At 55.3% G+C, this 23,675-nt stretch carries 23 protein-coding genes; 10 read left to right on the top strand and 13 right to left on the bottom strand.

Going from position 1 to position 23,675, the window contains the following annotated elements:
* Window positions 1-88: 88 nt before the first annotated feature.
* Window positions 89-1,150, top strand: a complete 1,062-nt coding sequence (locus ATO67_RS04370) for an SDR family oxidoreductase (protein WP_067644900.1) — start codon at window positions 89-91, stop codon at window positions 1,148-1,150.
* Window positions 1,151-1,224: 74 nt separating this feature from the next.
* On the opposite strand, the gene ATO67_RS04365 is transcribed toward ATO67_RS04370, so the two are convergent.
* On the bottom strand, window positions 1,225-1,806 hold the full coding sequence (locus ATO67_RS04365) for an ATP-dependent Clp protease proteolytic subunit (protein WP_067644896.1): 582 nt from the start codon (window positions 1,804-1,806) through the stop codon (window positions 1,225-1,227).
* A gap of 220 nt (window positions 1,807-2,026) precedes the next feature.
* Here ATO67_RS04365 and ATO67_RS04360 point away from each other — a divergent pair, with 220 nt between their 5' ends.
* Window positions 2,027-2,617: a HupE/UreJ family protein gene (locus tag ATO67_RS04360; protein ID WP_067644893.1), complete on the top strand. Its 591-nt coding sequence runs from the start codon at window positions 2,027-2,029 to the stop codon at window positions 2,615-2,617.
* Between the two features lie 110 nt (window positions 2,618-2,727).
* Window positions 2,728-3,483, top strand: a complete 756-nt coding sequence (locus tag ATO67_RS04355) for a DUF2076 domain-containing protein (protein ID WP_067644890.1) — start codon at window positions 2,728-2,730, stop codon at window positions 3,481-3,483.
* Between the two features lie 18 nt (window positions 3,484-3,501).
* Here ATO67_RS04355 and queF read toward each other — a convergent pair whose 3' ends face one another.
* From queF to ATO67_RS23045, 6 genes are all read right to left on the bottom strand, one after another.
* Window positions 3,502-3,966, bottom strand: a complete 465-nt coding sequence (gene queF, locus ATO67_RS04350; RefSeq protein WP_067644887.1) for a preQ(1) synthase — start codon at window positions 3,964-3,966, stop codon at window positions 3,502-3,504.
* A 3-nt stretch (window positions 3,967-3,969) separates the two neighbouring features.
* The gene (locus ATO67_RS04345) at window positions 3,970-4,887 is read right to left on the bottom strand and encodes a cation diffusion facilitator family transporter (protein WP_067645598.1); all 918 of its coding nucleotides are present in this window, start codon (window positions 4,885-4,887) and stop codon (window positions 3,970-3,972) included.
* A gap of 133 nt (window positions 4,888-5,020) precedes the next feature.
* Window positions 5,021-5,656 carry a LysE family translocator gene (locus tag ATO67_RS04340; protein WP_067644884.1) on the bottom strand — a complete coding sequence of 212 codons (636 nt, stop codon included), beginning with the start codon at window positions 5,654-5,656 and terminating at the stop codon, window positions 5,021-5,023.
* A 76-nt stretch (window positions 5,657-5,732) separates the two neighbouring features.
* Window positions 5,733-6,437: a TIGR02117 family protein gene (locus ATO67_RS04335; RefSeq protein ID WP_245303831.1), complete on the bottom strand. Its 705-nt coding sequence runs from the start codon at window positions 6,435-6,437 to the stop codon at window positions 5,733-5,735.
* Window positions 6,438-6,506: 69 nt separating this feature from the next.
* On the bottom strand, window positions 6,507-8,696 hold the full coding sequence (locus ATO67_RS04330; RefSeq protein ID WP_067644881.1) for an anthranilate synthase: 2,190 nt from the start codon (window positions 8,694-8,696) through the stop codon (window positions 6,507-6,509).
* An 86-nt stretch (window positions 8,697-8,782) separates the two neighbouring features.
* Window positions 8,783-8,962, bottom strand: a complete 180-nt coding sequence (locus ATO67_RS23045) for a hypothetical protein (RefSeq protein ID WP_157940984.1) — start codon at window positions 8,960-8,962, stop codon at window positions 8,783-8,785.
* Here ATO67_RS23045 and ATO67_RS04325 point away from each other — a divergent pair, their 5' ends adjacent.
* Window positions 8,963-9,775, top strand: a complete 813-nt coding sequence (locus tag ATO67_RS04325; protein ID WP_067645595.1) for an extensin-like domain-containing protein — start codon at window positions 8,963-8,965, stop codon at window positions 9,773-9,775.
* A 56-nt stretch (window positions 9,776-9,831) separates the two neighbouring features.
* On the opposite strand, the gene ATO67_RS04320 is transcribed toward ATO67_RS04325, so the two are convergent.
* A complete protein-coding gene (locus tag ATO67_RS04320) occupies window positions 9,832-12,081 on the bottom strand; it encodes a TonB-dependent hemoglobin/transferrin/lactoferrin family receptor (RefSeq protein ID WP_067644878.1) in 2,250 nt (749 codons plus the stop codon).
* Window positions 12,082-12,622: 541 nt separating this feature from the next.
* Here ATO67_RS04320 and ATO67_RS04315 point away from each other — a divergent pair.
* A complete protein-coding gene (locus tag ATO67_RS04315; RefSeq protein WP_067644875.1) occupies window positions 12,623-13,339 on the top strand; it encodes a helix-turn-helix transcriptional regulator in 717 nt (238 codons plus the stop codon).
* 32 nt (window positions 13,340-13,371) lie between these two features.
* On the opposite strand, the gene ATO67_RS04310 is transcribed toward ATO67_RS04315, so the two are convergent.
* The 4 genes from ATO67_RS04310 to ATO67_RS04295 all read right to left on the bottom strand — a co-directional run bounded on the left by ATO67_RS04310 (window position 13,372) and on the right by ATO67_RS04295 (window position 17,015).
* Complete coding sequence (locus ATO67_RS04310) at window positions 13,372-14,538, bottom strand: DUF2333 family protein (RefSeq protein ID WP_067644872.1); 1,167 nt, start codon at window positions 14,536-14,538, stop codon at window positions 13,372-13,374.
* A 223-nt stretch (window positions 14,539-14,761) separates the two neighbouring features.
* Window positions 14,762-15,787, bottom strand: a complete 1,026-nt coding sequence (locus ATO67_RS04305) for a hypothetical protein (RefSeq protein ID WP_067644868.1) — start codon at window positions 15,785-15,787, stop codon at window positions 14,762-14,764.
* 95 nt (window positions 15,788-15,882) lie between these two features.
* Window positions 15,883-16,332, bottom strand: coding sequence for a pseudoazurin (locus ATO67_RS04300; RefSeq protein WP_067644865.1), 450 nt, complete (start codon window positions 16,330-16,332; stop codon window positions 15,883-15,885).
* A gap of 104 nt (window positions 16,333-16,436) precedes the next feature.
* Window positions 16,437-17,015, bottom strand: a complete 579-nt coding sequence (locus tag ATO67_RS04295; RefSeq protein ID WP_067644861.1) for a thymidine kinase — start codon at window positions 17,013-17,015, stop codon at window positions 16,437-16,439.
* A gap of 228 nt (window positions 17,016-17,243) precedes the next feature.
* Here ATO67_RS04295 and ATO67_RS04290 point away from each other — a divergent pair, with 228 nt between their 5' ends.
* The 4 genes from ATO67_RS04290 to ATO67_RS04275 all read left to right on the top strand — a co-directional run bounded on the left by ATO67_RS04290 (window position 17,244) and on the right by ATO67_RS04275 (window position 20,989).
* Window positions 17,244-18,203, top strand: coding sequence for a choline ABC transporter substrate-binding protein (locus ATO67_RS04290; protein ID WP_067644858.1), 960 nt, complete (start codon window positions 17,244-17,246; stop codon window positions 18,201-18,203).
* A 91-nt stretch (window positions 18,204-18,294) separates the two neighbouring features.
* The gene (choW, locus tag ATO67_RS04285) at window positions 18,295-19,146 is read left to right on the top strand and encodes a choline ABC transporter permease subunit (RefSeq protein ID WP_067644856.1); all 852 of its coding nucleotides are present in this window, start codon (window positions 18,295-18,297) and stop codon (window positions 19,144-19,146) included.
* Window positions 19,143-20,189: a choline ABC transporter ATP-binding protein gene (choV, locus tag ATO67_RS04280; RefSeq protein ID WP_067644853.1), complete on the top strand. Its 1,047-nt coding sequence runs from the start codon at window positions 19,143-19,145 to the stop codon at window positions 20,187-20,189. Before choW ends, choV begins: the two co-directional genes overlap by 4 nt.
* Window positions 20,190-20,668: 479 nt before the next feature.
* Entirely contained in the window at window positions 20,669-20,989 is a 321-nt protein-coding gene (locus ATO67_RS04275; RefSeq protein WP_067644850.1) for an ArsR/SmtB family transcription factor, read from the top strand.
* A gap of 110 nt (window positions 20,990-21,099) precedes the next feature.
* Here ATO67_RS04275 and ATO67_RS04270 read toward each other — a convergent pair whose 3' ends face one another.
* Window positions 21,100-22,269, bottom strand: a complete 1,170-nt coding sequence (locus ATO67_RS04270; protein WP_067644846.1) for a DUF3095 domain-containing protein — start codon at window positions 22,267-22,269, stop codon at window positions 21,100-21,102.
* Window positions 22,270-22,561: 292 nt separating this feature from the next.
* On the opposite strand from ATO67_RS04270, the gene ATO67_RS04265 reads away from it, so the two are divergent.
* Window positions 22,562-23,668: an ABC transporter substrate-binding protein gene (locus tag ATO67_RS04265; RefSeq protein WP_067644843.1), complete on the top strand. Its 1,107-nt coding sequence runs from the start codon at window positions 22,562-22,564 to the stop codon at window positions 23,666-23,668.
* Window positions 23,669-23,675: the final 7 nt, after the last annotated feature.

The raw sequence follows: 23,675 nt of genomic DNA, 5'->3' as shown, positions 1-23,675 counted from the left end.
CTTTTGGTATCCATGTCCCCAATCCGTGCCGTCTACACGATGGCGGGCGGGATGCCTAATTATAGCTTTTACAAAATGGAGTTCGAGCATGGTTAAAACGGCATTGGTGGTGGGCGCAAGCGGGATCGTCGGCAGCGCCACGGCAAATCTTCTGTTCGAACAGGGTTGGCGCGTTTACGGCCTTTCGCGCAAACCGGCGCAGCAGAAGAGCATCATTCCTGTTGCCGCCGATTTACAAAATCCGGTTGAAACGGCAAAGGCACTGACGGATGTCCGGCCAGACGCCGTGTTCATCACTACATGGGCTCGTCAGGACAGCGAAGCGGAAAATATCCGCGTCAATTCCGCCATGGTCCGCAATCTCCTGGATGGCCTGAAACTCGGCAAATCCACTCGCCATGTGGCACTGGTCACCGGTTTGAAGCACTACCTTGGACCCTTCGAGGCCTATGGCAAAGGCATACTGCCGCAGACACCTTTCCGCGAGGAACAGGGCCGTCTCGATGTCGAAAACTTCTATTATGCGCAGGAAGACGAAGTTTTCGCCGCTGCAAAACGTGATGGCTTTTCATGGAGCGTGCATCGCCCGCACACCGTCATCGGCCAGGCTGTCGGCAATGCCATGAACATGGGAACGACACTTGCGGTCTACGCCACCATCTGCCGCGAAACCGAGCGCCCCTTCCGCTTCCCCGGTTCCGCTGCACAATGGAACGGCCTGACCGACATGACGGACGCCAACCTTCTTGCCAAGCAGTTGCTATGGGCCGCAGAAACACCCGAGGCAGCAAACGAAGCGTTCAATGTGGTGAATGGTGACGTGTTCCGCTGGAGCTGGATGTGGGGTCGTATCGCAGATTGGTTCGGCATCGAGCCAGCGCCATTCGATGGCACAGTCAGCCCGCTCGAACAGCAGATGGAGCACGATTCCGAGATTTGGAGCACGATTGCTATTCGGGAAAACCTGGCTGAGCCCGATCTGACCCGTCTGGCATCACCCTGGCATACCGATGCGGATCTCGGTCGCCCCATCGAAGTCGTGACCGACATGGCCAAAAGCCGCCGCCTCGGATTCAAGGAATATCAGCCGACGGATGACGCCTTTTTTGCTTTGTTCACGGCGCTCCGCGAAAGCCGCCTTATCCCCTGATCCGGCATAATCGCTTAACAACAAAAAACCGCGCTGACCTTCGCCAGCGCGGTTTTTTGACGGACAGTTTCAGGTTAGATCTCGCCCTGCGAGGTCACGACGCGCGAAGCAAGGCCATAGGCCACGGCTTCTTCGGCACCCAACCAGTAATCGCGGTCGATGTCCTTGGCGATCTTTTCTTCCGTCTGGCCGGTGGCCACAGAGAAAATCTTGATCAGACGCTTGTTCATCTTGATAATTTCGCGTGCCTGGATTTCGATATCCGATGCCATGCCGCGTGTGCCGCCGGATGGTTGGTGAAGCAGGAAGCGAGTATTCGGCAAGCAGATACGACGTTCCTTCGGCACCGATACGTAGATCAGTGCGCCGGCAGATGCGACCCAGCCGGTGCCGATGATCCACACCTTCGGCTTGATGAACTTGATCATGTCGTGAATGCTATCGCCGGATTCGACGTGGCCGCCGGGCGAGTTAACATAGACGCGGATGTCTTCATCGCTGGCAGCCGACAGCGCAACAAGCTGCGTGCAAACCTTCTGTGCCAGTTCCTGCGTGATTCCGCCATAAATGAAGATCGAACGCGACTTGAAAAGATTCGCTTCCGTTTCTTTGCCGATCGGCAGTTCCTTGCTCTTGTCGTCTTCTTCTTCGTTCATGTGACGGTCTCCAACGTATTTCATTACCTACCGGACATAGTGTGATTTGTTTCGTAAAACAATGAGTGAAAAAGGCAAGGCGCGGAACTGCTTAATAAACAGACCACCGACAAATGACGCATGGACAGCGTGTTTGCGCTTGCGATATCGTTAATGACGCAGGGTTGGAGCGGCACCCCAAGAGCTTCTTGCCCTGCCTACAAAAAAACAAGAGGGACCGATGTTCAAAAAACTTTTACTTGCCGCTGTCACACTCGGCGCAACCACCCTGCCCGCATTTGCTCACCTCAACCCTGAAGAGCACGGCTCCTTCATGGCAGGATTTTCGCACCCGCTGTTTGGTGCCGACCATATTCTGGTAATGATTGCAGTCGGCATATGGGCTGCGCAGATCGCCGCCTCTACCCATAAAAGAAGCGCACTTCTCATCGTTCCAGCCGCGTTCGTTTGCACCATGGCAATCGGCTTTGCCTTGGCTCTTGGCAGTATTGATTTGCCATTCGTCGAACCGGCCATACTAGCCTCGGTCGTTGCTTTGGGTCTGCTCGTTGCCATGGCCACGCGTGTCCCGGTCGGCGCTGCTGCAGCCATCGTCGGCATATTTGCCCTTTTCCACGGCCATGCCCACGGCGGTGAACTCGGAAGCGCAGGCGCCCTTCAGTTCGGCGCTGGCTTCATCATCGCAACCGCACTTCTCCATGTTGCCGGCATCGCTCTTGGAATGGGCATTGCCAGGCTTGGCACGGTTGCGGCGCGCATCGTCGGCGGCATCACCGCACTGGCCGGGCTTTCTCTGGTGTTTGGCGGGTAAATCAAGGGTTTCTAACCTTACAGAAATGTAAGAAAATTTCGGCTTTCAAAAGCCAAAATTGAACCCTACTTCCTTGGTGTGTGTTTCTCGACACGCCAAGGAGGCTACCGATGTCACCCGAAGAAACCCAACTGCTGAAATCCCTGTTCGACAGGGTCAAATCCGCATCCTCCACCCCGCGTGATGCGGAAGCGGAAACGTTGATCAATCAGGCGGTGCGAGACCAACCCGCCTCTCCCTATTATCTGGCACAAGCCGTGATCGTGCAGGAAAAGGGGCTTGAAGCCGCAGCGGCGCATATCACCCAGCTTGAAGAGCGTATTCACCAGCTTGAAAGTGGCAACGGCGCGCCACAACAGGCCCAACAGGGTGGGTTCCTCAGCTCGATTTTTGGCGGTAGTCAGCAGCAAGCGCCAGCATCGACGCCTGCCCCCGCGCAGACTTACCGAAATGATACATCCGGTCAGGCACCGGGGCCGTGGGGCCGCTCAAACGATACTTCGCAGCAACCCAGTGGCCCATGGACCAACCAGCAGCCATCTGCCTTTGCGCGCCCAAGCAGCGGCGGCGGATTTCTGCAAGGTGCGCTGGGAGCTGCGGCAGGCGTAGCGGGCGGCATGTTGCTTGCCAATTCGCTGAGCGGCATCTTCTCGAACCACGTTGCATCGTCGGGCTGGGGTTCCGCCTTGGGCGGCGCTGGAAATGGCGCCGCACCGGTGGAAGAAACCGTCATCAATAACTATTACGGTGATGACGACAAGCCGCAGCAGGATGCTGGCAACAACGATAATCTGCAACAAGCGGATTACGACGATAGCAACGATGATACGGATTTCGATTCAGGCGACGGAGATTCCTTCGTCTGAGTTGAAGAAACCGAAGGGTCAGCCGCGGCCACGATAGGTCGCGACGCCCTGTTCAGGCAGCCAGACACCTTGCAGTGGCGCACCCGTCTGCCAGAAGACATCGATGGGAATGCCGCCGCGCGGATACCAGTAAGCGCCGATGCGCAACCACTTCGGCTGAAGCAGATCCACCAACCGCTTGGCAATATAGATTGAGCAATCTTCGTGGAATGCGCCGTGATTTCGGAAGGCATGCAGGAACAGCTTCAGTGACTTTGACTCCACCAGAAAATCACCCGGAATATAATCGATGACGATATGGGCAAAATCCGGCTGACCGGTCATGGGGCACAGTGACGTAAATTCCGGCGCGGTAAAGCGCACGACATAATCAGTGCCAGCATTGCCGTTCGGTACTTTTTCCAGAACGGCCTTTTCCGGGCTTTCAGGGGAAGCGACTTGTGCGCCCAGTTGTGACAGGCCGGAAACATCCGTGACTGACATGGTTCAAACTCCTGTTTCTTGAAACTCAACCCGAACGCCATGTGCCTGTTCGCTCTCAGGCTCCACATGAATGGCCAGCACGGCACCGGGTATGGCTTCCCTTATGGCATCTTCGAGCCGGTCGCAAATCTCATGTGCCGCTCCCACAGACAGGGCAGAGGGAACGACCACATGGAAATCGATAAAGGCGACCGCCCCTGCCCTTCTGGTCTTCAGATCATGCACCCCCAGGACACCAGTGGAATTTTCGGCAATCGCCTTCTTGATCGCTTCGTCTTCCTCCGGTTCCACCGCACGGTCCATCAGACCACCGAGTGAGTGCATGATGACCTTCGAACCCTGGAATAGGATATTGATGGCGACGACGATGGCCAGCACCGGATCGAGAATGGCATAGCCGGTCAAAATCGCCAGAACGAGGCCGATCAGAACTCCGCCGGAGGTCACGACATCCGACATGATGTGCTGGCCATCTGCCAGAAGTGCAGGCGATGAATGCTGTCTGCCGACACGAATGAGGACCCTTGCCCATATGCCATTGAGAATGGCTGCAAAGGCGTTGATGGCGAGACCGATCGCCGGTGCATCCGGCAAGCGCGGAGCCATCAAGCCGCTCCACGCTTCCTTGACGATCAGAAGTGCAGCAAGAACGATCAAAACGCCCTCGACCACGGCGGACAGATATTCCGCCTTGTGATGCCCGAACTGATGATCGTCATCGGCAGGTTTTTGCGCGTAACGAATGACGAAATAGGCGATGAAGGCTGCGACAACGTTGACGGTGGATTCCAGACCATCCGACAGCAGCGCCACAGAGCCGGTAACCCACCATGCCGAAAGCTTCAGGCACAAAACCGTAATGGAAAACGGGATGCCCCAGAAAGCAAGTTTCCTGACGAGCGTGTTGCCCTGTTCGTTCATGACTGACCCCGTGCGGATGCGAATGAATTGCAGAAATGGACACCAAAACGCATGAACCGCCCGCTCGGAGGTTCCAAGCAGGCGGTTCATATTTGCGGCTTCTATGATTTAAAGCGAGGGCAAGGTCAAGTCCCTACACTCTGCTCAGCAGCAACTTGATACCCGCAAAACCGAAAAACAGGGCCAGCACGGTTTCGATATATCGCTTGGCGCGCTGATAGACGCGGATTGCCGGTGCTGTTGAAAACAGGAGGGCGTAGCCACAGAAAATGGTAATCCCCAACAGTCCGCAGCCGCCGATGATGGCCGCGAGGGTCGATGCTCCCGCGCCGGGCTTCAGGCCGAGGGACATGATGGCTATCCAGCCGAGAATGGCCTTGGGGTTGGTCAAATGAAGCAGCAATCCGCGACGGTAGAGTTGCAGATATTCCGCGCGGTCAACAGGAGCTTCCTGCACGACGGTTTGAGGCGTGACAGGTGAAAAGGCCGAGCGAGCGGATTTATAGGCCAGGTATAGCAGATAAAAGCCACCGGCGATCTTGATGAAGAACAGCGCATTGGCGTAGGTCGCCAAAACTGCGGACAGGCCGGTGGCCGTCAGTGTCGCCCAGAACAGTGAGCCGGTGATGACGCCGATTGCCAGAACGATGGCCGGTGCGCGTCCTCGGCTCATGGCTACGCCCATGATGGTCATGTTGCTGGGGCCGGGGCTAGCCACGGCGATAATATAAGCGATGTAAACCAGTAAAAGCTGATGGAAATCGATCATTACCGCCCTGCAAACAGAAAAGCCAAAACAATCAAACGATTAAGGCAGTTGGATTGATTTTGTCAATTCCCACATCTCAACGCGCCGGAACGGCAACGGAAAATATGCTGGCATCATTATGCATCCGTAGCGAGGCCGTGAGAAGCGGCGGCAAAGGCGTCCACCATCCGGTTTGCAAACCGGCATACCGCAGGGCCGCCGCAGTCCATGTGTTACAGCCCACCACTGCATTGAAATACCCTACAGCCTCGAAAAAAGCATCATTGCGGCCGTATGATTGCCCCAATAGCGGGATCGGCTTTTCCTGAGAGTAGGCAAAGCTGCCAACGATGAAATCGACGAGTTTTCGATGCTCCTCCCCCGAAAGATCAAGCAACGTGACACTCGCGTCCGTGAGAGGGATATCTCCTGCAAGAGCGATATGCATGACCGAATGGTCGAGCGTTAGGCCCTTGAGCAGGGGGAACGGCTTCAGATCGGCCCATGTTGGCGTCTGTGTGTAGAAAGCCCGCCCTCCCCAGCCGAAAACGAGATACCGAACACCGGGGAAATCGATGTCGAGATTTCCATCGCGCAGAAACGCAAATTGCGCCAGCAGCTCTGCATCAACAGGAAGGGCTATGTCAGTGTGGATGGGATTGCTGAGAACCAAAACGCGGCGGGACGTGGCGTCCACGACCGTCGATTGATTGTGGGTGAGCGGCTTTGGCAGCAAGGTTCCAGCGCCAAGGCTTGCGACAATCAAGGCCACGGCGATGCATAGATATTTGAAAATCTTCACTGTGCATCACCTGCGCGGATCATAGGAGACGGCGGCGTTTCATAACGCCGCCGTTGTTCGTGGGCCAGGTCAGGCGGCCTTGGTCTTTGCCTTGCGCACCAGATGCGTGACCACGTTTTCGATCATCCGCATGCCGGCATCGCCACCCAGCGTCATGATCGATTCCGGGTGGAACTGAACTGCCGCAACCGGCTCTTTGGAATGTTCGATGCCCATGATCGTGCCATCTTCGCTTTCCGCCGTGATGATGAAATCCCGGTGGAGTGTAGCAGGGTCGGCGAAGATCGAGTGATAACGACCGACCGTCACCTCTTTACCGAGACCGGAGAAAACCAGACCGGGTTCCAGCACGCGGATACGCGACGGCTTGCCATGCATGGGAACTGCCAGATGGCGAAGCTCACCGCCATAGGCTTCCGCAAGCGCTTGCAGCCCGAGGCAGACACCGAAGATTGGCAAATCGCGGGAACGAGCCGCCTTGATCGTCGCCTTGCAATCGAAATCGCTGGGGTTGCCGGGTCCGGGAGAGAGAACGACAAGGTCCGGCTGGAAGCGATCAAACACCTCTGCCGCCACCGGCGAACGTACGGTGGAAACGGTCGCGCCCGTCTGGCGGAAATAATTGGCGAGCGTGTGCACGAAGCTGTCTTCGTGGTCCACCAGCAGAATTTTAACGCCAGTTCCCACCTTGGCCAAGTCCCGCTGCATTACCGCGGAGTTCTGGCCCTTCGCGTCTCGGATAGCTGAAATCATGGCAGATGCCTTTAGTTCGGTTTCGGCCTCTTCTTCCTGCGGATTGGAATCGTTGAGCAAGGTTGCCCCTGCCCGCACTTCGGCAATACCATCCTTGATGCGGATGGTGCGCAGCGTCATGCCCGTGTTCATATCGCCGTTGAAACCAACCATGCCGATGGCGCCGCCATACCAGACGCGCGAGCTCTTTTCATGAGCTTCGATAAAGCGCATGGCCCACAGCTTCGGCGCACCGGTAACGGTAACGGCCCATGCGTGCGACAGGAAGCCGTCGAATGCATCCATATCATCCCGCAAGCGGCCTTCTATGTGGTCCACGGTGTGGATGAGGCGGGAATACATCTCGATCTGGCGGCGGCCGATGACCTTGACGGAACCCGGCTCGCACACGCGGCTCTTGTCGTTGCGGTCCACATCCGAACACATGGTCAGTTCGGATTCGTCCTTCTTGGAATTCAAGAGCTTGAGGATCTGCTCGCTATCGGCAATCGGGTCCTCGCCACGCTTGATGGTGCCGGAAATCGGGCATGTCTCGATGCGGCGACCGGACACACGCACGAACATTTCCGGCGACGCGCCCACCAGATATTCCTGATGGCCCAGATTTATAAAGAAGGAATAGGGAGACGGATTGATGGCTTTCAAGCGGCGCGAAATAGCCGAGGGATTGCTGTCGCAACGTTCCATGAACTTCTGTCCTGGCACGACCTCGAACAGGTCGCCACGGCGGAAGCTTTCCTTGGCTTTCGTCACCAGTTCCGAGTATTCGCCCGGGTGATGATCGCCGCGCGGCGGAATGGTGTCCGTCTTGACGAACGGCTCTGGCACGATGTCCTGCGCCTTGCCATGCGTCGTTACGCCGTCCTTTTCGAAGTCGTAACGGTCGATCCAGGCCTTTGCGGAGTGGTGATCGACAACGAGAATTTCATCCGGCAAAAACAGCACCATATCGCGCTGGTCCTCCGGTCGTTCCAGTGAAAGCTTGATGGCATCGAACTGGAAGGCCAAGTCGTAGCCGAAAGCGCCGAACAGACCGATGGCCGCATCTGCGCTGGAATAGAATAGATCGACAATAGCGCGCAGCGCCGTGAAGACAGTTGGTATCTTCGAGCGTTCTTCTTCGGTGAAGACACGGTCCGGCTCGTTGACGATCAGGTCCAGACGGCGGGCGGTTGAGGTGCCAAGCTTCAGATCCGGCGTCGTTTTCAACTTTTCCGTGATGAACGTCAGCAGTGCCTCGCCGCGACCATTATAGGCTTCGATCCACATGGTACGGCCGAAACAGGAAATGCCGAGTGGCGGATCGATGATGGCGGTGTCCCAACGGGTGTAGCGACCGGGATATTCATAATTCGAGGAAAACACTGCGCCACGACGTTCATCAAGGCCGGTTACGTAGCTGTCGATAGCCGTTGCATAGTCGGCAGCACGGCGCTGGCGCGTGACTTTGACGCCGCCTCTGGTCTCGTAAGTTTCCGACCCGTCATCCTGAATAATCGTTACCATTTATTCCGCTTCCCGTTTCTAAAGCCCGATGACAGGCGGCATAATAACAAAAAAGCCGCCTGAAAATTCGGGCGGCTTGGACTTAGTCAAAGGACATGGGTGCTCAAGGCCGCGTAAAGCTGCCCCACCACCAGATTGCAAGGTTCTTCGACTGTGTGTTCATGGCGCAAATTGTTAGCCGCAAGCGCAGGCGATGGCAAGCGGATTTGAACCGAAAGACTGTTGAAACGTTGTGGGTCTGCCGCAACGGGGGAACGAACGGTCACATGCTTCATCGTCTCATGATAGTCGCAGCCAGTGCGCTGCTGATTGCAGCCTCGCAACCGCCACAGGATGTGCCGGTTCCTCAGCCCAAACCGGAGCAGGAGGACGTGACACCCGCACCTGCAGAAACGAAAAAGGACGAGCAGCAGCCTGCTCAACCGCCCGCAGAGAGCGCCGTGCCGAAGCCGGAAGAAACTAAAAAAGAAGAAGAAAAAAAGTCGGAGGAGCCCCCGCGCGATCCGGTGAAAGCAGAAAATCCGGAAGAGCTCAAAGCCTGCCTTACGGAACTGAAAGAGCTGGGCGCAGAGTTCAAGGAACTTCCGCCGATCAAAGGCGAAGAGGATGGCTGCGGCATCGCTTCGCCTCTGGAGCTATCGACAGTCATTCCAGGCATAACACTGGAGCCTGAAGGCACCATGCGGTGTGAAGCCGCACTTGCGCTTTCACGCTGGGCAAAAAATGTGGTGGTGCCAACGGCGAAAATCGCGCTTCCGGGCAAAAACGTCACCGCTTTCGGCAACGCATCGACCTATATCTGCCGCAACCGCAACAGCGCAGAAACCGGCAAGATGTCGGAACACGCCAAGGGCAACGCAGTCGATATCGCCACACTCACCTTTGACAAGGGCGAACCGCTGGTCATGAAGTCTCGCGGCGAAGACGGTACCATGGAAGGCGCTTTCCAACGCACAGTCACCACCGCCGCCTGCCTGTTCTTCCGCACCGTCCTCTCCCCCGGCAGCGACGCGACGCATCAAGACCACCTCCATATGGATGTGCTTGAGCGTAAGGGCGGATATTTGTATTGCCGTTAAGAACGCGAAATGGCGGAGCATGAGCCCCGCCTTTTGTTGACGTCAGGGGATTGCGATCAGAATTTCTGCGTGAGAGAAATTTTGAATGAACGACCGGGTTCGCTGTAAAACGCAACCGGTTGGTTGGCAGTCGTTACTCCACTTGTACTTACATCGCGTGTTCCGACGGCATTCCAGTAGGTCTTGTCGAAAATATTATAGACCCCTGCCTGAATCCGGAGCCCCTTGGTCTGCTCCGGCTCCCACCAGGCCGTCAGGTTGGTGATACCATAACCAGGTGCGTCGAATGTCTGATAGGTCGCCCCGGTAATTGTCGTGGCGAGCCCGTCTTCTCTCATACCGGCCGACAGAATGGTGGAGAGGTCGAGACCCCATTGCTCCTGCTCGTAGCCCACACCCAGAATAGACTTGAACGGCGCCACTGTGCGGATGAACTCGCCGGTATCGCTGTCCTTGCCATAGGCATAGGCGAGCGAGCCATGAACAAAGATGCCGTTTCCGAAATCCTTACGCGCGCTGATTTCTACGCCCGAAATCTCGACCTTGTCTCGGTTTCTCCACGTATACAATGTCGCCGGTTCTCCGGCGGCGGTGTTTCCGGGTGTTCCAAATGCGTCGATGAAATTGGAATAGATATTGTGAAACGCGGTAATCTTTCCGGTCAGATCATTGCCCTGATAGCTGGCGCCCAGTTCAAAGCCCTGGGAGGTTTCAGGCTTCAGATCGGGATTGCCGATATTGGCGTAGAACGTTCCATTTGTGAAGTTGACATAAAGTTCGTTGACCGTCGGCGGACGGTAAGCCATCGACCATTGGCCGAACAGTTGTACTTCGGGTGTCAGATCATATGTGGCCAAGAGCTTAGGCGAGAGGCGAACACCATCTTGCCCTTCCGGTAGTCCAAAAACGCCCGAACCGGTGTTGCTACTGAACCCTGACGATGGCTTTGGTTCGTAATCATACCAGTCGAACCGCACGCCGGGTGTCAGCGCAAAACCACTATCGCCGAAACCTATACGGTCATCCAAATACAGTCCGAGCCGTTTTCCATCGACATCTGGCATATCAGACTGCGAAACGACTGTCGTAAAGGGTACGACCGTCAGGAATTGCTCGGTTTGAGAAAACTGGAGGTTACCGCCGAAACGGACTTCGTGGTTCAGATTGCCGGTGGTGAACTCGGAAACAGCGCTTCCCGTCAAACCGACAGAGCTTTCTTCCATTTCATTGTAGCGACCATAATCGCTGCCGTTGTTACGCGTACCGTAAGACCCGGCATCCTTGACTAGTCGTTGCCAGTACAGCGACATTCTCGCGCTGTCGACCTGCGCATCGGTAGACGGGGCCTCATATTCATAGTCCAGCGATACGCGTTCGCGGCGAGTATCGTCATACCCCCAATAGTCGCCAACTCGGTTGCTCGTTGGGCCGGTGGCGGACTGAAGTGTTTTCAAGTCGGATGTGCTGTCGAGATTAAAGCGTTCGGCCGTCATACCAATGCGGTGTCCGCCTTCGAGATCCTGACGGATTTTGAAAAGCAGATTGTACTGATCGTAATCAGAAGGGTTGGCTTTGGTGCGATTAACGCCAATGATATCGTCCGTACCTTGGCTTTTACGCTCGTCGCCCTTTTTGTAACCACCCTGAAACATAACCGATGTGTTTTGTATCTTCTTCGCAACAGCGACAGAGCCGCCGAAACTTCTGTCTTCGCTGTCATACGTCAGCTTCGCCACACCGCCCCAATCGCGTCCTTCCGTTATTAGATCCTCGGGCTCAAGCGTGCGCAACACAAGTGCTCCACCCAGTGCACCCGGCCCGATGCGGCTTGAATCTGCTCCGCGCACAACATCAACTCGGGAAAGCGAAGAGAAATCGTAACTGTTGTTGGTGTCACTCATGGAAGTGGTCGCAACGCCAGCGCGCGGGTAGTTTTCGAAATAAGGAACAGGGATATCATCGATCAGCGTCGTAACGCGCGCTCCACCAAGACCTCTGATAAACAAACCACCTGGTTTACCTGGCTTGGATTCAATCAATTCGACGCCAGGTTCTGTGGTGTTGCCGAGGTCGCGTGCGTTGCTGATTTCCTTCTTGCGAATGACCTCGGCGTCCATCGTACTGGCCAAAGGCGTGTCAGAAGCGGCGTCTCCCGCCTTAACGCGTTTACCCTTGATGGTAATATGCTCAAGAACCGTCGGGCCGTTCTGGACGTTAGCGTCCTGCGCGTGGCCGATGGAATAGCTGGAAACAAGCGCCATGCTTGTGCAGAGCAGCAACGCGGATTGAGAAGCCCGGATCGTCATGATTACCCCCTGATGCAAGCACACGAAAGCGCGCGGCAACACGAAGCGCCGTCGCAGTGTGGCTTGATAAATACCCTTGATTTCTACGGCCCCGCCGTCGGCAGAGAACTATAAAACATGAGTATTGGAGTCAATTAATAAAACATGATTTTTTATATCATCTTTAGAGCGATTATGCTGCGTTGCAGAAATGTGACAACCGCCGTCTCAACGGCCGCGATGTCGGATGAAACGGATTACGGGCTACGATTAAAAACGGAGAATTTGACGATCTTTGAATAATAGTGAATTTCAGAGAAAAAGGCCCGCCGAGATCGTATTGACGGGAACTTTGAGCGATTATTTTAGAAAAACTGATGATTCCACATATCAAAAACGTCAAACAGGCAAAACCGGCGTTTTTGCCACCTCAATTTGAATCAAAACGCAACGGTTTTAAGCCGTTAACAGGAACCACATCGGAATTAAGGGGTGGAATTTCCGGGCAATTGGTATATTTCTCACCGTTAACATATTAAATTTATCACGATCGAAATCACTGATGATTACGCTTGAACGGCAATCGCTACTGGGTAAGGAGATATCGGCAGCTGAAAGCCGTCCTCGCTGGCTGCAGGTTGTCCAAGGCGTGGCGAAAGAGTTCGGCTATTCCTATGTGAGCCTGATGTGCGTACCGAGGCCGGAGGACGATCTGCTCGCCCCGAACCTTGTGGAAACGACTCTACCGATCCGTTTTGTTCGCGAATTCGATGAAATGCGCTTGTTGCGTTTTTGCCCTATCCTGCCAAAGGTCAAACATTCCATAATGCCGCAGTCATGGTCACTGGCCGACCTTGGCACCGATCAGCCGGACGCCGCCCCGATCGTTGATCTCCTGACCCAATATGGCATTTCCAACGGCCTCATCATTCCAACGAATGCCTTGAACGGAGACCGGCACCTGATGCGGTTCGATGGTCAATGCGACCAGCCTTCTCAAGTTGCCCTCAACGAAATCGGTATGATCGCGCTTCACGCATTTGACGCTTACGAGAGAATGCGCAGAACGGAGATGGTTGCGCCACGCGCCTTGACGAAGCGCGAGCTGGAGGTCATCCACTGGACCTCACAGGGCAAGACGTCCGCAGAGATCGGCCAGATCCTGTCGCTTTCCGACCACACGATCAACGCCTACCTGAACAATGCGATCCGCAAGCTCGATTGCGTCAACCGCACGCAACTCGTTGCAAAATCGATCCGGCTGAAGCTGATCAACTGACACTTCGACCAACGAAGTGTCAGCCCGCTTTATCAACGGTCCAGAACGGACCGGAGTTCGACAAGGTTCGAACGCACTCGAAGCACGTAAAAACCCATCGTTGCAAGATGCGAAGGCATGACCCAGCCGCTTTCATCCCCGTTGGAAATAATCATCGGCTGAATGCGCAATGCGGCGCGGGTCTGAAGAAGCGTGTCGTTCCACAAGCTGGTGAGGTTACGCTCGCGGATGACCTGAGAGAAGTCGGCACCCGCAGCAGATAGAATGCCGTAATAACCATAAAGCTGACCATAGGCGAACCAGAAACGATCATCTGCACGCGTATCGAACCAGCCGCCATTGTAGTTTTCGGAACGCTCGCGAAGAATGGCGGAGGTGCCACCGATGTCGTTGGCGATACGGTCCACAAACTGGATAAGGTTATCGGCGCGGCCGTCGAAAACAGAATTGCACAGCGCAAGACTGGCATTGAATTTGCGAAGGCTTTCAGCTGCAGAACGGTAGTAGCTCGGGCTCGGCGTCTTTGGGCCGAACGGGTTCAGGCCGAAATACCAGGAATACTCATCGAACTGAAGATTGCCGCGCGCGCTTTGCAGATTGGCATCGATACCCGAGGTGCCGCGAACGCGACCGAGCGAATCCACCAGTTCGACTGATGTACGGCGTACTGCCTGATTGACACCACGCTGGAACGACGCCTTGTTATCCAGAAACGGCGTGCTGTCCCAATCCATGCCGAATAGCCCCAGCCGGTACAGCAGCATCGAAGAAATCCACGCATTCTGGTCGACGTTATAGTCGATCAGGCCAGCGGACACATCAACGATGGCAGAGCTCTGGCAGCTCCTGGCGGCGGCAACTGCCGGTTCTGTCGTCGATGGAGCAGGTGCGGCCGTGGTAATTGGAGCAGGAACTGGCAACTCCTGACCTGCAGCTAACGTCCGTTCGGCGAATTTGTAATCCTTGACATAGTCTGGATTAAAATTCGTCCAGACCTGTGTCTGCCAGATGAAGTAGCCATAAAGTCCGATGAAAAATACCAGCGCTATGGCAATGGGGATTTTGATCACGCCATTTCGATTTCCATACCAGCCATGAGCAGCCCGGAAAGGCCAGAACAGCCATGCGATCACGACAGACGCACCTCTTCCAAGCGCTGCGAAAATGCGCTTGAAAAACGCGATAACCTGATCGACCATCGTTCAACTCTCCTGAGTGCATAGACCGTTCCAATCTCGTTCGATTGTAACAGGGCAAATACCTTGGTTTCACTGGCGGAAGCGTCTTTCACGCTCGTAACCAGCGTATGACACTCCAGCGCGACACAACCGCTCGGTCAGCGCTGCAGACCGGCTGTCACTCACATATGGTGCCACCGTGTCCGATACAACGGATGGGCGCAAGATTTCCCGCGATGTTTGCTCAGCCGGTCGTATCCAAGCCGCCCGCACGGCGACGAAGAAGCGTCTCGTCTGCCCGGTGTTTTCGCGTCTGAATATCCTGCAAGGTCACGATCCCTTGTCCATGCAGGGTCAGAAGCTCGCTGAAAATGCCAAGGGGCATGGGCGCTTCTTCTTCTCCGTCTGCGTGGGGAAGATGGGACTGTGCATCTGCCAAAAGCGGCTCCAGTGAACCGAACGCAGCGTCATAGAGGTGGATGCACCGTTCCGCTTCGATGTTGAGTTTATTGAGAAAAAGCGCGTGCATGGAAATTTCTTCGTTCAGCAAATCGATGATATTTCCAAGCAAAATTGCCTGATGGTCGAGTGCCTGGTGCCTGGAGCTCAATCTCTTGCGCTCCGACAACACGGTCGCGCGCTGCGATGTCGCCTCGGCTTCCTCGGCCTTCCACTGGTCCAGGCGGGTCTCGTCATACGGGTCGGCGATCTTGCGTTGCAAGGTGGCGAGCGAAGCGGCCAAAACTTTGTCCCTTTGCCGGGCATTGTCCATGGCAGAGACAATGCCACCACGCGTCTCCATGCTGGCGACAAGGTTAGGCTCAATGGCAGAGCGCAACGCCGTCGCCTGTTCTTTCCGGTCCTGAAGCAGGCTGTGGACGATTGCGGCCTCCAGAAGAATGGCTTTCAACGTTTCGGCGATAACAAGTTTTCGCGAGCGCACGACCTTGAAAGAACCAGCCCTCCGTCGCTTGAAAAAGGCGATAAGTATCTGGGCCCTCGTCACGTCCTCGACCCTGTCGAAGGCAGCATAGGCGGCGTCTGTCCGCGTGCCAAAACCATTGATCAGCGTTAGGATACGATCCTGAAACGCCGTTTCCAACGCCTGCAATTCGGTGAACTGAGCAGTTTCCAGGGCAAAAGCCGACTCCGAAACATCGTCTGGAAGCGCTGCAAAGGATTGCGCCAGGCGGGAGGACTGTTCTTGGACAGCCGCCGCATCGGCTCTTGCCTGCTCGATGTCGCTGTCGAAAGACGTCGATCTCGCCATGAAACATCATCCCCCGAATCGGATTTGTGGTAAAAGGCCACCCATATAAATATGCGCGACCTTTTCTCAATGCGGGAGATGGAAAGTAGCAGCACTCAAAGTTCGAGTTTGCTGATCTCTGCGTCCAGTCTCTCACGCGCCTTTTTCGGCAGTTTGCCAGCCTTCACCGCATCGAGATTGGCGGGTGTAGTTCCCACGACAACCAGTGCCACCATTCCCATACCCAAATGCGGCGCGCATTTGAAAACATACGCACCTTCTTTTTCAACGGTGATCTTCAAAGCCTCGTTCATCTTGCCTTTGAATTCTTCAGAACCATCGGGAATGAGGCCTTTCACCACTGAGGCATCATGACCCTTGTCCGTCGGCACGAAGGTGATGACGTCACCCACATTGGCTTTGATCGCAGCCGGTTCGAACACCATAGCCTGACCATCTGAGCCCTTGTTGAGCATTTTGATTTCAATATCGGCGCTAGACGCGGGAAATGTGAAAAAGCCGGCAACGGCGGCCATGGTCAAAAGACGAAGAATATTATTCTGCATGAACCTAACTCCTGAGCGAAACCGCGATGATGCGATCTTTCGCATCTGGTTTTACGCGTCGGAGCGCGGACATTCCTTGACCAAAATCAAACGGCCAATTTGCCTCAGCCCTTCACGGCCTCGACCCAATGACGGCGGCAGAAGGATACGTATTTTTCATTGCCCCCGACATCGATCTGCGCGCCTTCCTTGACGACTTTACCCTCTGAATCAAAACGTGCGACCATCGAAGCCTTGCGGCCACAATGGCAAATCGTGCGGATTTCCCGCAGTTCGTCGGCAATGGCCAAAAGCTCTCTGGACGCGGGGAAAAGCTTGCCCTGAAAATCAGTGCGCAAACCATAGGCCATGACGGGAATGCCCAGCTTGTCGGCAATGTCGGCCAATTGCCAAACGTGATGCTCCGACAGAAAATTGGCCTCATCGATGAAAACGCATGCAACACTCTCTTCAGCGGACAGGCGCTGCACTTCGGCGAAAATATCCGTGCTGTCATCGAAGACCAGCGCGTCGGACGAAAGCCCTATGCGTGACGCCACCTTGCCGATCCCTGCGCGACTATCGAAGGCTGCCGTGAAGATGACCGTGCGCATGCCGCGCTCGTGGTAGTTATAGGATGCCTGCAACAGCATGGTGGATTTGCCAGCATTCATTGCCGCATAGTTGAAGTAGAGCTTGGCCATCATGCCCTCCGCGTCGCTTATTGAGGGTCTTGTGCAGGTTGGGCGATGCAAAGGGCAAGAGTGGAATGACGAAAAACACAGTTTTCGCAATCCGATCCGCCATGTTGCATTGCACAATTTTCTGCGCGCGTCGCAAACGGCACCGCAAGGCACGCAAACAAGCACTAGTTGATTACGCGTCGAAGATATTGATAATGGTTAGGGAACTTAAAAAACAGGGAGTAAGCAATGCTTGCAAAAAATCACCGCTGTCTGGCCCTTGCCGCAGCAGTTTCTGCAATGGCCCTCTTCACCAACACTGCCTCTGCCGCAGAACCGGCAAGTTGCGGGACGGTCCGCTTCTCTGATGTCGGCTGGACCGATATCACAGCCACCACGGCCACCGCCTCCGTCATTCTGAAGAGCCTGGGCTACGAAACTGATGTGAAGATTCTTTCGGTTCCCGTCACCTACACCTCCCTGAAAAATAAGGATATCGACGTTTTCCTCGGCAACTGGATGCCTACAATGGAAGGCGATATCAAAGCCTACCGCGATGATAAATCTGTGGAAACGGTGCGCGAAAACCTGACTGGCGCGAAATACACATTGGCGACCAATACGAAGGGTGCCGAACTGGGCATCAAGGACTTCAAGGATATCGCAGCCCACAGCGATGAACTGAGCGGCAAGATATATGGCATCGAGCCGGGCAATGATGGAAACCGCCTGATTTTGGGCATGGTTGAAAAGGGTACATTCGGCCTGAAAGACTTCCAGGTCGTGGAATCTTCCGAACAGGGCATGCTGGCACAGGTTGCCCGCGCTGAAAAATCCGGCGACCCAATCGTGTTCCTCGGCTGGGAACCCCACCCGATGAACTCCAACTTCAAACTGACCTACCTCACCGGCGGTGATGACGTGTTCGGCCCCAACCTTGGCGGTGCGACGATCTACACCAACGCCCGTGCAGGCTATGTGCAGGAATGCCCGAATGTTGGAACGTTCCTGAAAAATCTGCAATTCACACTGCCCATGGAAAATGAGATCATGGGCAAGATTCTCAATGACGGCACTGAAGCTGAAGCTGCAGCCACCGAGTGGTTGAAGGCCAATCCCAAAACCATCGAGCCATGGCTTGCAGGCGTAAAGACCAAGGATGGCAGCGAAGATGCGCTGGCCGCTGCAAAGAAGAATATCGGCCTCTAGCCTTTGAAGACTCTGCATTGAACCCGTCTTCCGATCTCATAAAGGGTCGGAAGACGATCACGACTCCGTTCACGAAAGGTTTGTTCTTACCGTGGAATGGCTCAGCGCTTCTCAAAATCGTTTACCGATCGGTCGATATGCCAAGGAGGCTGTCGACTGGTTGACCGGAAATCTTTCTTTTTTCTTTGATTGGCTATCTTTCATTTTCGAAAGCGTGATCAACGCTGTCCTCTATGTCTTACAGGCACCGCATCCGCTTATCATCGTTGCCATTTTAACGGCACTTTCGGCGTGGCTGCGCCGATCCATCGGCATGCCGTTGTTTACCGCACTCGGGTTGCTGCTCATCATCAACCTTGGATATTGGAAGGCGACGACGGAAACCCTAGCTCTGGTTCTGGCGGCCAGTGCTGTCTGCATGGTCGTCGGCGTTCCGCTTGGCATTCTCGCTGCACGACGCAAATGGGTCTACGCCTTCATGCGGCCGGCCCTTGATCTGATGCAGACAATCCCGACATTCGTCTATCTCATTCCAGCACTCGTGCTGTTCGGCTTGGGAATGGTTCCAGGGCTGATTGCAACGGTCATCTTCGCCCTGCCTGCACCGATCCGCCTCACTCGGCTTGGCATCATTTCCACCCCGCCCGCCCTTGTGGAAGCTGCCGTCGCCTTTGGCGCGACACCATCACAGGTGCTGCGAAAAGTGGAATTGCCTTTCGCCACGCCGCAGATCATGGCAGGGCTGACGCAAACCATCATGCTGTCTCTGTCCATGGTGGTCATTTCCGCACTTGTCGGCGCAAACGGCCTCGGCGTGCCAGTGGTACGGGCTTTGAACACCGTCAATATCGCCATGGGTTTCGAGGCCGGGCTTTGCATCGTCATCGTTGCGATCATTCTCGACCGTCTTTTCCGCTTACCTGGTTCGGAGGATGAGGGATGAGTGATGCAATCATATTTGAAAACGTCGACATCGTTTTCGGCAGCAACCCCGGTCCGGCACTGCCCCTGATAGATGCAGGCCGAACCAGAGCAGAAATCAACACGGAAACCGGCCTTGTGCTGGGCGTGGCAAATGCCTCGCTGACGGTGAAAGAAGGGGAAATTCTCGTTTTGATGGGGCTTTCCGGCTCGGGAAAGTCCACGCTTCTGCGCGCCGTCAACCGGCTGGCACCCGTCGTTCGCGGCAATGTCAGCGTAAAAACGCCGTCGGGCTATATCGATCCCTACAAAACATCGACAAAGGCGCTGCGTGATCTTCGTATGCACACGGTCTCCATGGTGTTCCAGCAGTTTGGACTGCTGCCATGGCGCAATGTGGCCGACAATGTCGGGTTCGGTCTCGAACTCTCAGGCATGCCCGATGCCGAGCGCAAAAAGCGCGTGGCGGAACAACTGGAGCTCGTCAATCTCTCGGATTGGGCAACACGCAAGGTGGGCGAATTGTCCGGTGGCATGCAACAGCGTGTGGGGCTGGCGAGAGCCTTTGCCACCGGCGCACCGATACTGCTGATGGATGAGCCGTTCTCGGCACTCGATCCCCTGATCCGCAGCCGTCTTCAGGATGAACTTCTGGAATTCCAGAGCCGCCTGAAAAAGACCATCCTATTCGTCAGTCACGATCTGGATGAAGCTTTCCGGATCGGCAACCGGATTGCGATGATGGATGGCGGACATATCATCCAATGTGGGACGCCTCAGGACATCGTCAAAAACCCGTCCAATCAATACGTGGCCGATTTCGTGCAGAACATGAACCCGATCACCATGCTGACGGCAGCAGATGTGATGCGCCCGGGCGTGACGGCTGAAAACGCCGGACTGTCTGTTTCCGGCACCGCACGCCCAAACTCACCATTGGTCGATATTCTGGACGCACTGGTAAAACAACCAGGCGCGATCGGGATTGTCGACAACGGTTCGGTCGTGGGGACTGTTTCAGCAGATGACGTGGTTCGTGGATTGACACTTCATAGACGAAAATAACACAGATGGCTGCGGGGTGGGATACTGCCCCGTTGCCGCAAATCCCAAAACACGGCAATTTTTCAAATTGAACCGTGATGAGATGGAGTCCCTTGAGACCGTTCGCCCCCGCCGAATCTGTCAGACTGCTTTCCACTTTTTTTACCAAGTGCGAAATTTAGGGGAAAGACACGAAAACTCAAAAATGCTCGCTCATACGTTGCGTCTAATTTTTTTGGTACGAAATTCCTATTTTCGTTAATTATACAAAAAAAATAACAACAAAGGATTTTAAGATTCACTAAAATAGAATTTTTTACTATTTTAGTGAAGAGGTGACGAAAACATTAGAATTTTATATATCTCTAATAAAGAGTAGGCTGTACCTTAGATTTAGGTATATACAACGATAATACCGAATCGATACACTTAGCTCATATAAAATTTCGATTTGCCATTGAGATGGTCCGAGCAGGACTTAACTCAGGAGAAGTAAGAATATGAATACAGAATCGCTATCAGAACAGTCCAATGCGGCAGCTGGTCTTCTCTCCGCAATGGCAAATCCAAAACGCCTGATGATCCTGTGCAGCTTGGTCGAAGGTGAAGTACCGGTCGGCGTACTCGCAACACAGGTTGGCCTCAGCCAGTCTGCTCTCTCCCAGCATCTCTCCAAACTGCGCGCCCAACGCCTCGTCAAGACACGTCGCGACGCACAGACGATCTACTATTCCAGCACGTCTGAATCGGTGAAAAAAATTCTGGCGACGCTCGAAGGCATTTACTGCGCACCTGCAAGCACCGAGAAAACAGCTGCCTAAATGATAGCGCGAACATCGGGTTTTGCTCAGCCTCACGAGAGCTGTACGCGCCCTGATGAAGCAACGTAAAACGCCACGTTTCCTCTCGACACGTGGCGTTTTCAATAATGTCAGGTAGCAGGCTGCATCTGCATTTTGAGACTGGCCGCCGCCTTGGCATAGCCACCCTCCCCGCCATCGACAAAATGCATGTGGTCTTTCGACAGTGGTGACGGCACGATACAGGTCATAAGAGCCGTATCCTGCTCGTGCAGACCATACCAGCACACACCTTCACGCGCAGCGCCTTCCAGTCTGGCCTTGATTGTCTTCATACGCTCCGGATCAACATCCACCGTCATCTTCAGCCCATCGTCGAACTTGCGGAAATCGGTGTTGCTGGCGACAGAACGCTTGTATTGAACAGGGTCGAAACGCCCGGCAGGCTTGCGAAGCACGTAAAGCACCGTGATGATCGCCGTCTGCAACAGCACCCATGCGCCTTTACGGATCTGCGATATCCTGTCACGGTAAGCGGAAAGGGCACGGGCTTCCAGAACCATTCCTTCCCGAATGAAACCCAGCGGTGGCCCGTCGACTGGAACAGGATGCCCGCCACGCCCGTCTTCGTTGGCAAGTGCTACGATTTCGGAGACAATGTCCCGAAAAGCGGCGGAATCGCCCGTCGGACCAGGAATGGCTATAATCGACACCACCTTCCCATGGGTCGTCTTGATAGGGTTCCAGCGGCAGGAAAGGCCTGTCAGGTCAGGACGTTCGCCGCGACCGGCAGCATCAACCAGATAGTGGCCCTGCTTCATCTGCTCGTCGGCCCAATGATTGCCCCCACCGGAAAACATGGCATAGGACACATCCTCGCTCGCCTGAAACCGGGCAACGCGCACATCGAAACCATGTTCGCGAATGACGGAGAGCGGAACGATGGCCGCTCTAAGCGTCAGGCCGATATCGTCAGCCACCCAGCTCTGCACCTTTGACAAAGCCTGCCGGGCTGCCTCGACCTGATTTGGAGGGACCGCAACGGCTGCACCATCGCCGCCAAAGACAAAGGGCAAATCGTGCCGATCGAGAGCATTGAGAATACCGGAAATGACGCCAGCACCTGCCATGTTGACAGCCTTGTACCGCCCTTTATCGATTGCACCGGTGGAGTCGATAATATCGGCAAGCGCCAGCGCCCAGCCCTCAGGCAGTGCACGGTAGAGCATCGGGTCTGCTACATCCTCGAAATGCAGGAAGACCGGAAGATTGCTCAGGAACTCTTCGTCTGGCGATGTCATGACGGCACTATCCTCCTGCGCGAGATGAAAAGCCAGATGCGGGCAAGGAATTCAGTCGGTGTGAGAGTGGGTCTGCCTTGCCTTCACAGATGATTTACGTTGCTGAGCCGGCTTTGGATCAAACATGGCTTGCGCAATCGGCTCTGGTGGGTATGAACCGGGACAGGACGTCGGAAATCAAACATGGAACGACACCTTGTCGTCGGGCGGACCGGCTGATTTGCGCTGTCTCAAGCGCGCCCGGTTAGCGACGGTAGATTCGGGATAAGACCCAACCCAAGGAGAAACTGAAATGAAACTCAAGATTTTATCCGGCCTCACGCTGGCCGCATCGGTCGCTTTCGCACCGCTGGCCCACGCCGAGATCGTCATCGGCCTTATCGCGCCGCTGACCGGCCCGGTCGCGGCCTATGGCGCACAGGTGAAGAACGGCGCGCAGACGGCGGTAGACGTTATCAACAAGAATGGCGGCATTATGGGCGAGCAGGTCGTTTTGAAACTGGCTGATGATGGTGGCGAGCCCAAGCAGGGCGTTTCAGCTGCCAACCAACTGGTTGCCGAAGGCATTCGTTTCGTCGTTGGCCCTGTCACGTCAGGCGTAGCCATTCCCGCGTCCGACGTGTTTGCCGAAAACGGCGTGCTGATGGTAACGCCAACCGCAACAGCACCTGACCTTACGAACCGCGAATTGTGGAACGTGCTGCGCACCTGCGGTCGTGATGACCAGCAGGCGGAAGTAGCAGGCAAGCTGGTGCTCGCACAGCTGAAGGATCGCCGCATCGCCATCATTCACGACAAGGGGGCTTACGGCAAAGGTCTGGCTGACTCGTTCAAGAAGACGCTGAACGACGGTGGCGTAACCGAAGTGTTCTATGACGCACTGACGGCAGGCGACAAGGATCTCAGCGCGCTGACCACCCGCCTGAAGTCAGAAAATGTCGATGTCATCTATTTCGGCGGTTACCACCCGGAAGCAGGCCTTCTGGTGCGCCAGTTGAATGATGCCGGTACTAAGGCAACCGTCATCGGCGGCGATGGCCTGTCCAACTCCGAGTTCTGGAGCATCGGCGGCAACGCTGCTGCCGGTACCATCTTCACCAACGCTGCCGACGCCACCAAGAGCGCAGACTCCAAGGCCGCAGCAGATGCACTGACCGCCGCCAATATTCCAGCGGAAGCCTTCACGCTGAACGCCTATGCAGCCGTTGAAGTGCTGAAAGCCGGGATCGAAAAGGCAGGCAGCGCCGAAGACGCAGAAGCCGTAGCCAAGGTCCTCAAGGCAGGCGAGCCCGTGGCAACGGCCATCGGCAAGCTGACCTACGGCGAAACCGGCGATCTGACCTCACAGGCTTTCTCACTTTACAAGTGGGAAGGCGGCAAGATCGTCTCTGCCGAATAATCACTAC

The sequence above is a fragment of the Agrobacterium bohemicum genome, from assembly GCF_001562555.1.
Lineage (GTDB): Bacteria > Pseudomonadota > Alphaproteobacteria > Rhizobiales > Rhizobiaceae > Agrobacterium > Agrobacterium bohemicum.
The sequence above is the reverse complement of the archived record's forward strand: the minus strand, read 5'-3'. Positions and strand labels throughout refer to the sequence as shown.

Excerpts from the sequence above, each read along its gene's own strand:
- ATO67_RS04370 (WP_067644900.1), top strand. The coding sequence starts at position 89 with ATGGTTAAAACGGCATTGGTGGTGGGCGCAAGCGGGATCGTCGGCAGC.
- ATO67_RS04365 (WP_067644896.1), bottom strand. The coding sequence starts at position 1,806 with ATGAACGAAGAAGAAGACGACAAGAGCAAGGAACTGCCGATCGGCAAA.
- ATO67_RS04360 (WP_067644893.1), top strand. The coding sequence starts at position 2,027 with ATGTTCAAAAAACTTTTACTTGCCGCTGTCACACTCGGCGCAACCACC.
- ATO67_RS04355 (WP_067644890.1), top strand. The coding sequence starts at position 2,728 with ATGTCACCCGAAGAAACCCAACTGCTGAAATCCCTGTTCGACAGGGTC.
- queF (WP_067644887.1), bottom strand. The coding sequence starts at position 3,966 with ATGTCAGTCACGGATGTTTCCGGCCTGTCACAACTGGGCGCACAAGTC.
- ATO67_RS04345 (WP_067645598.1), bottom strand. The coding sequence starts at position 4,887 with ATGAACGAACAGGGCAACACGCTCGTCAGGAAACTTGCTTTCTGGGGC.
- ATO67_RS04340 (WP_067644884.1), bottom strand. The coding sequence starts at position 5,656 with ATGATCGATTTCCATCAGCTTTTACTGGTTTACATCGCTTATATTATC.
- ATO67_RS04330 (WP_067644881.1), bottom strand. The coding sequence starts at position 8,696 with ATGGTAACGATTATTCAGGATGACGGGTCGGAAACTTACGAGACCAGA.
- ATO67_RS04325 (WP_067645595.1), top strand. The coding sequence starts at position 8,963 with ATGCTTCATCGTCTCATGATAGTCGCAGCCAGTGCGCTGCTGATTGCA.
- ATO67_RS04320 (WP_067644878.1), bottom strand. The coding sequence starts at position 12,081 with ATGACGATCCGGGCTTCTCAATCCGCGTTGCTGCTCTGCACAAGCATG.
- ATO67_RS04315 (WP_067644875.1), top strand. The coding sequence starts at position 12,623 with ATGATTACGCTTGAACGGCAATCGCTACTGGGTAAGGAGATATCGGCA.
- ATO67_RS04310 (WP_067644872.1), bottom strand. The coding sequence starts at position 14,538 with ATGGTCGATCAGGTTATCGCGTTTTTCAAGCGCATTTTCGCAGCGCTT.
- ATO67_RS04305 (WP_067644868.1), bottom strand. The coding sequence starts at position 15,787 with ATGGCGAGATCGACGTCTTTCGACAGCGACATCGAGCAGGCAAGAGCC.
- ATO67_RS04300 (WP_067644865.1), bottom strand. The coding sequence starts at position 16,332 with ATGCAGAATAATATTCTTCGTCTTTTGACCATGGCCGCCGTTGCCGGC.
- ATO67_RS04295 (WP_067644861.1), bottom strand. The coding sequence starts at position 17,015 with ATGGCCAAGCTCTACTTCAACTATGCGGCAATGAATGCTGGCAAATCC.
- ATO67_RS04290 (WP_067644858.1), top strand. The coding sequence starts at position 17,244 with ATGCTTGCAAAAAATCACCGCTGTCTGGCCCTTGCCGCAGCAGTTTCT.
- choV (WP_067644853.1), top strand. The coding sequence starts at position 19,143 with ATGAGTGATGCAATCATATTTGAAAACGTCGACATCGTTTTCGGCAGC.
- ATO67_RS04275 (WP_067644850.1), top strand. The coding sequence starts at position 20,669 with ATGAATACAGAATCGCTATCAGAACAGTCCAATGCGGCAGCTGGTCTT.
- ATO67_RS04270 (WP_067644846.1), bottom strand. The coding sequence starts at position 22,269 with ATGACATCGCCAGACGAAGAGTTCCTGAGCAATCTTCCGGTCTTCCTG.
- ATO67_RS04265 (WP_067644843.1), top strand. The coding sequence starts at position 22,562 with ATGAAACTCAAGATTTTATCCGGCCTCACGCTGGCCGCATCGGTCGCT.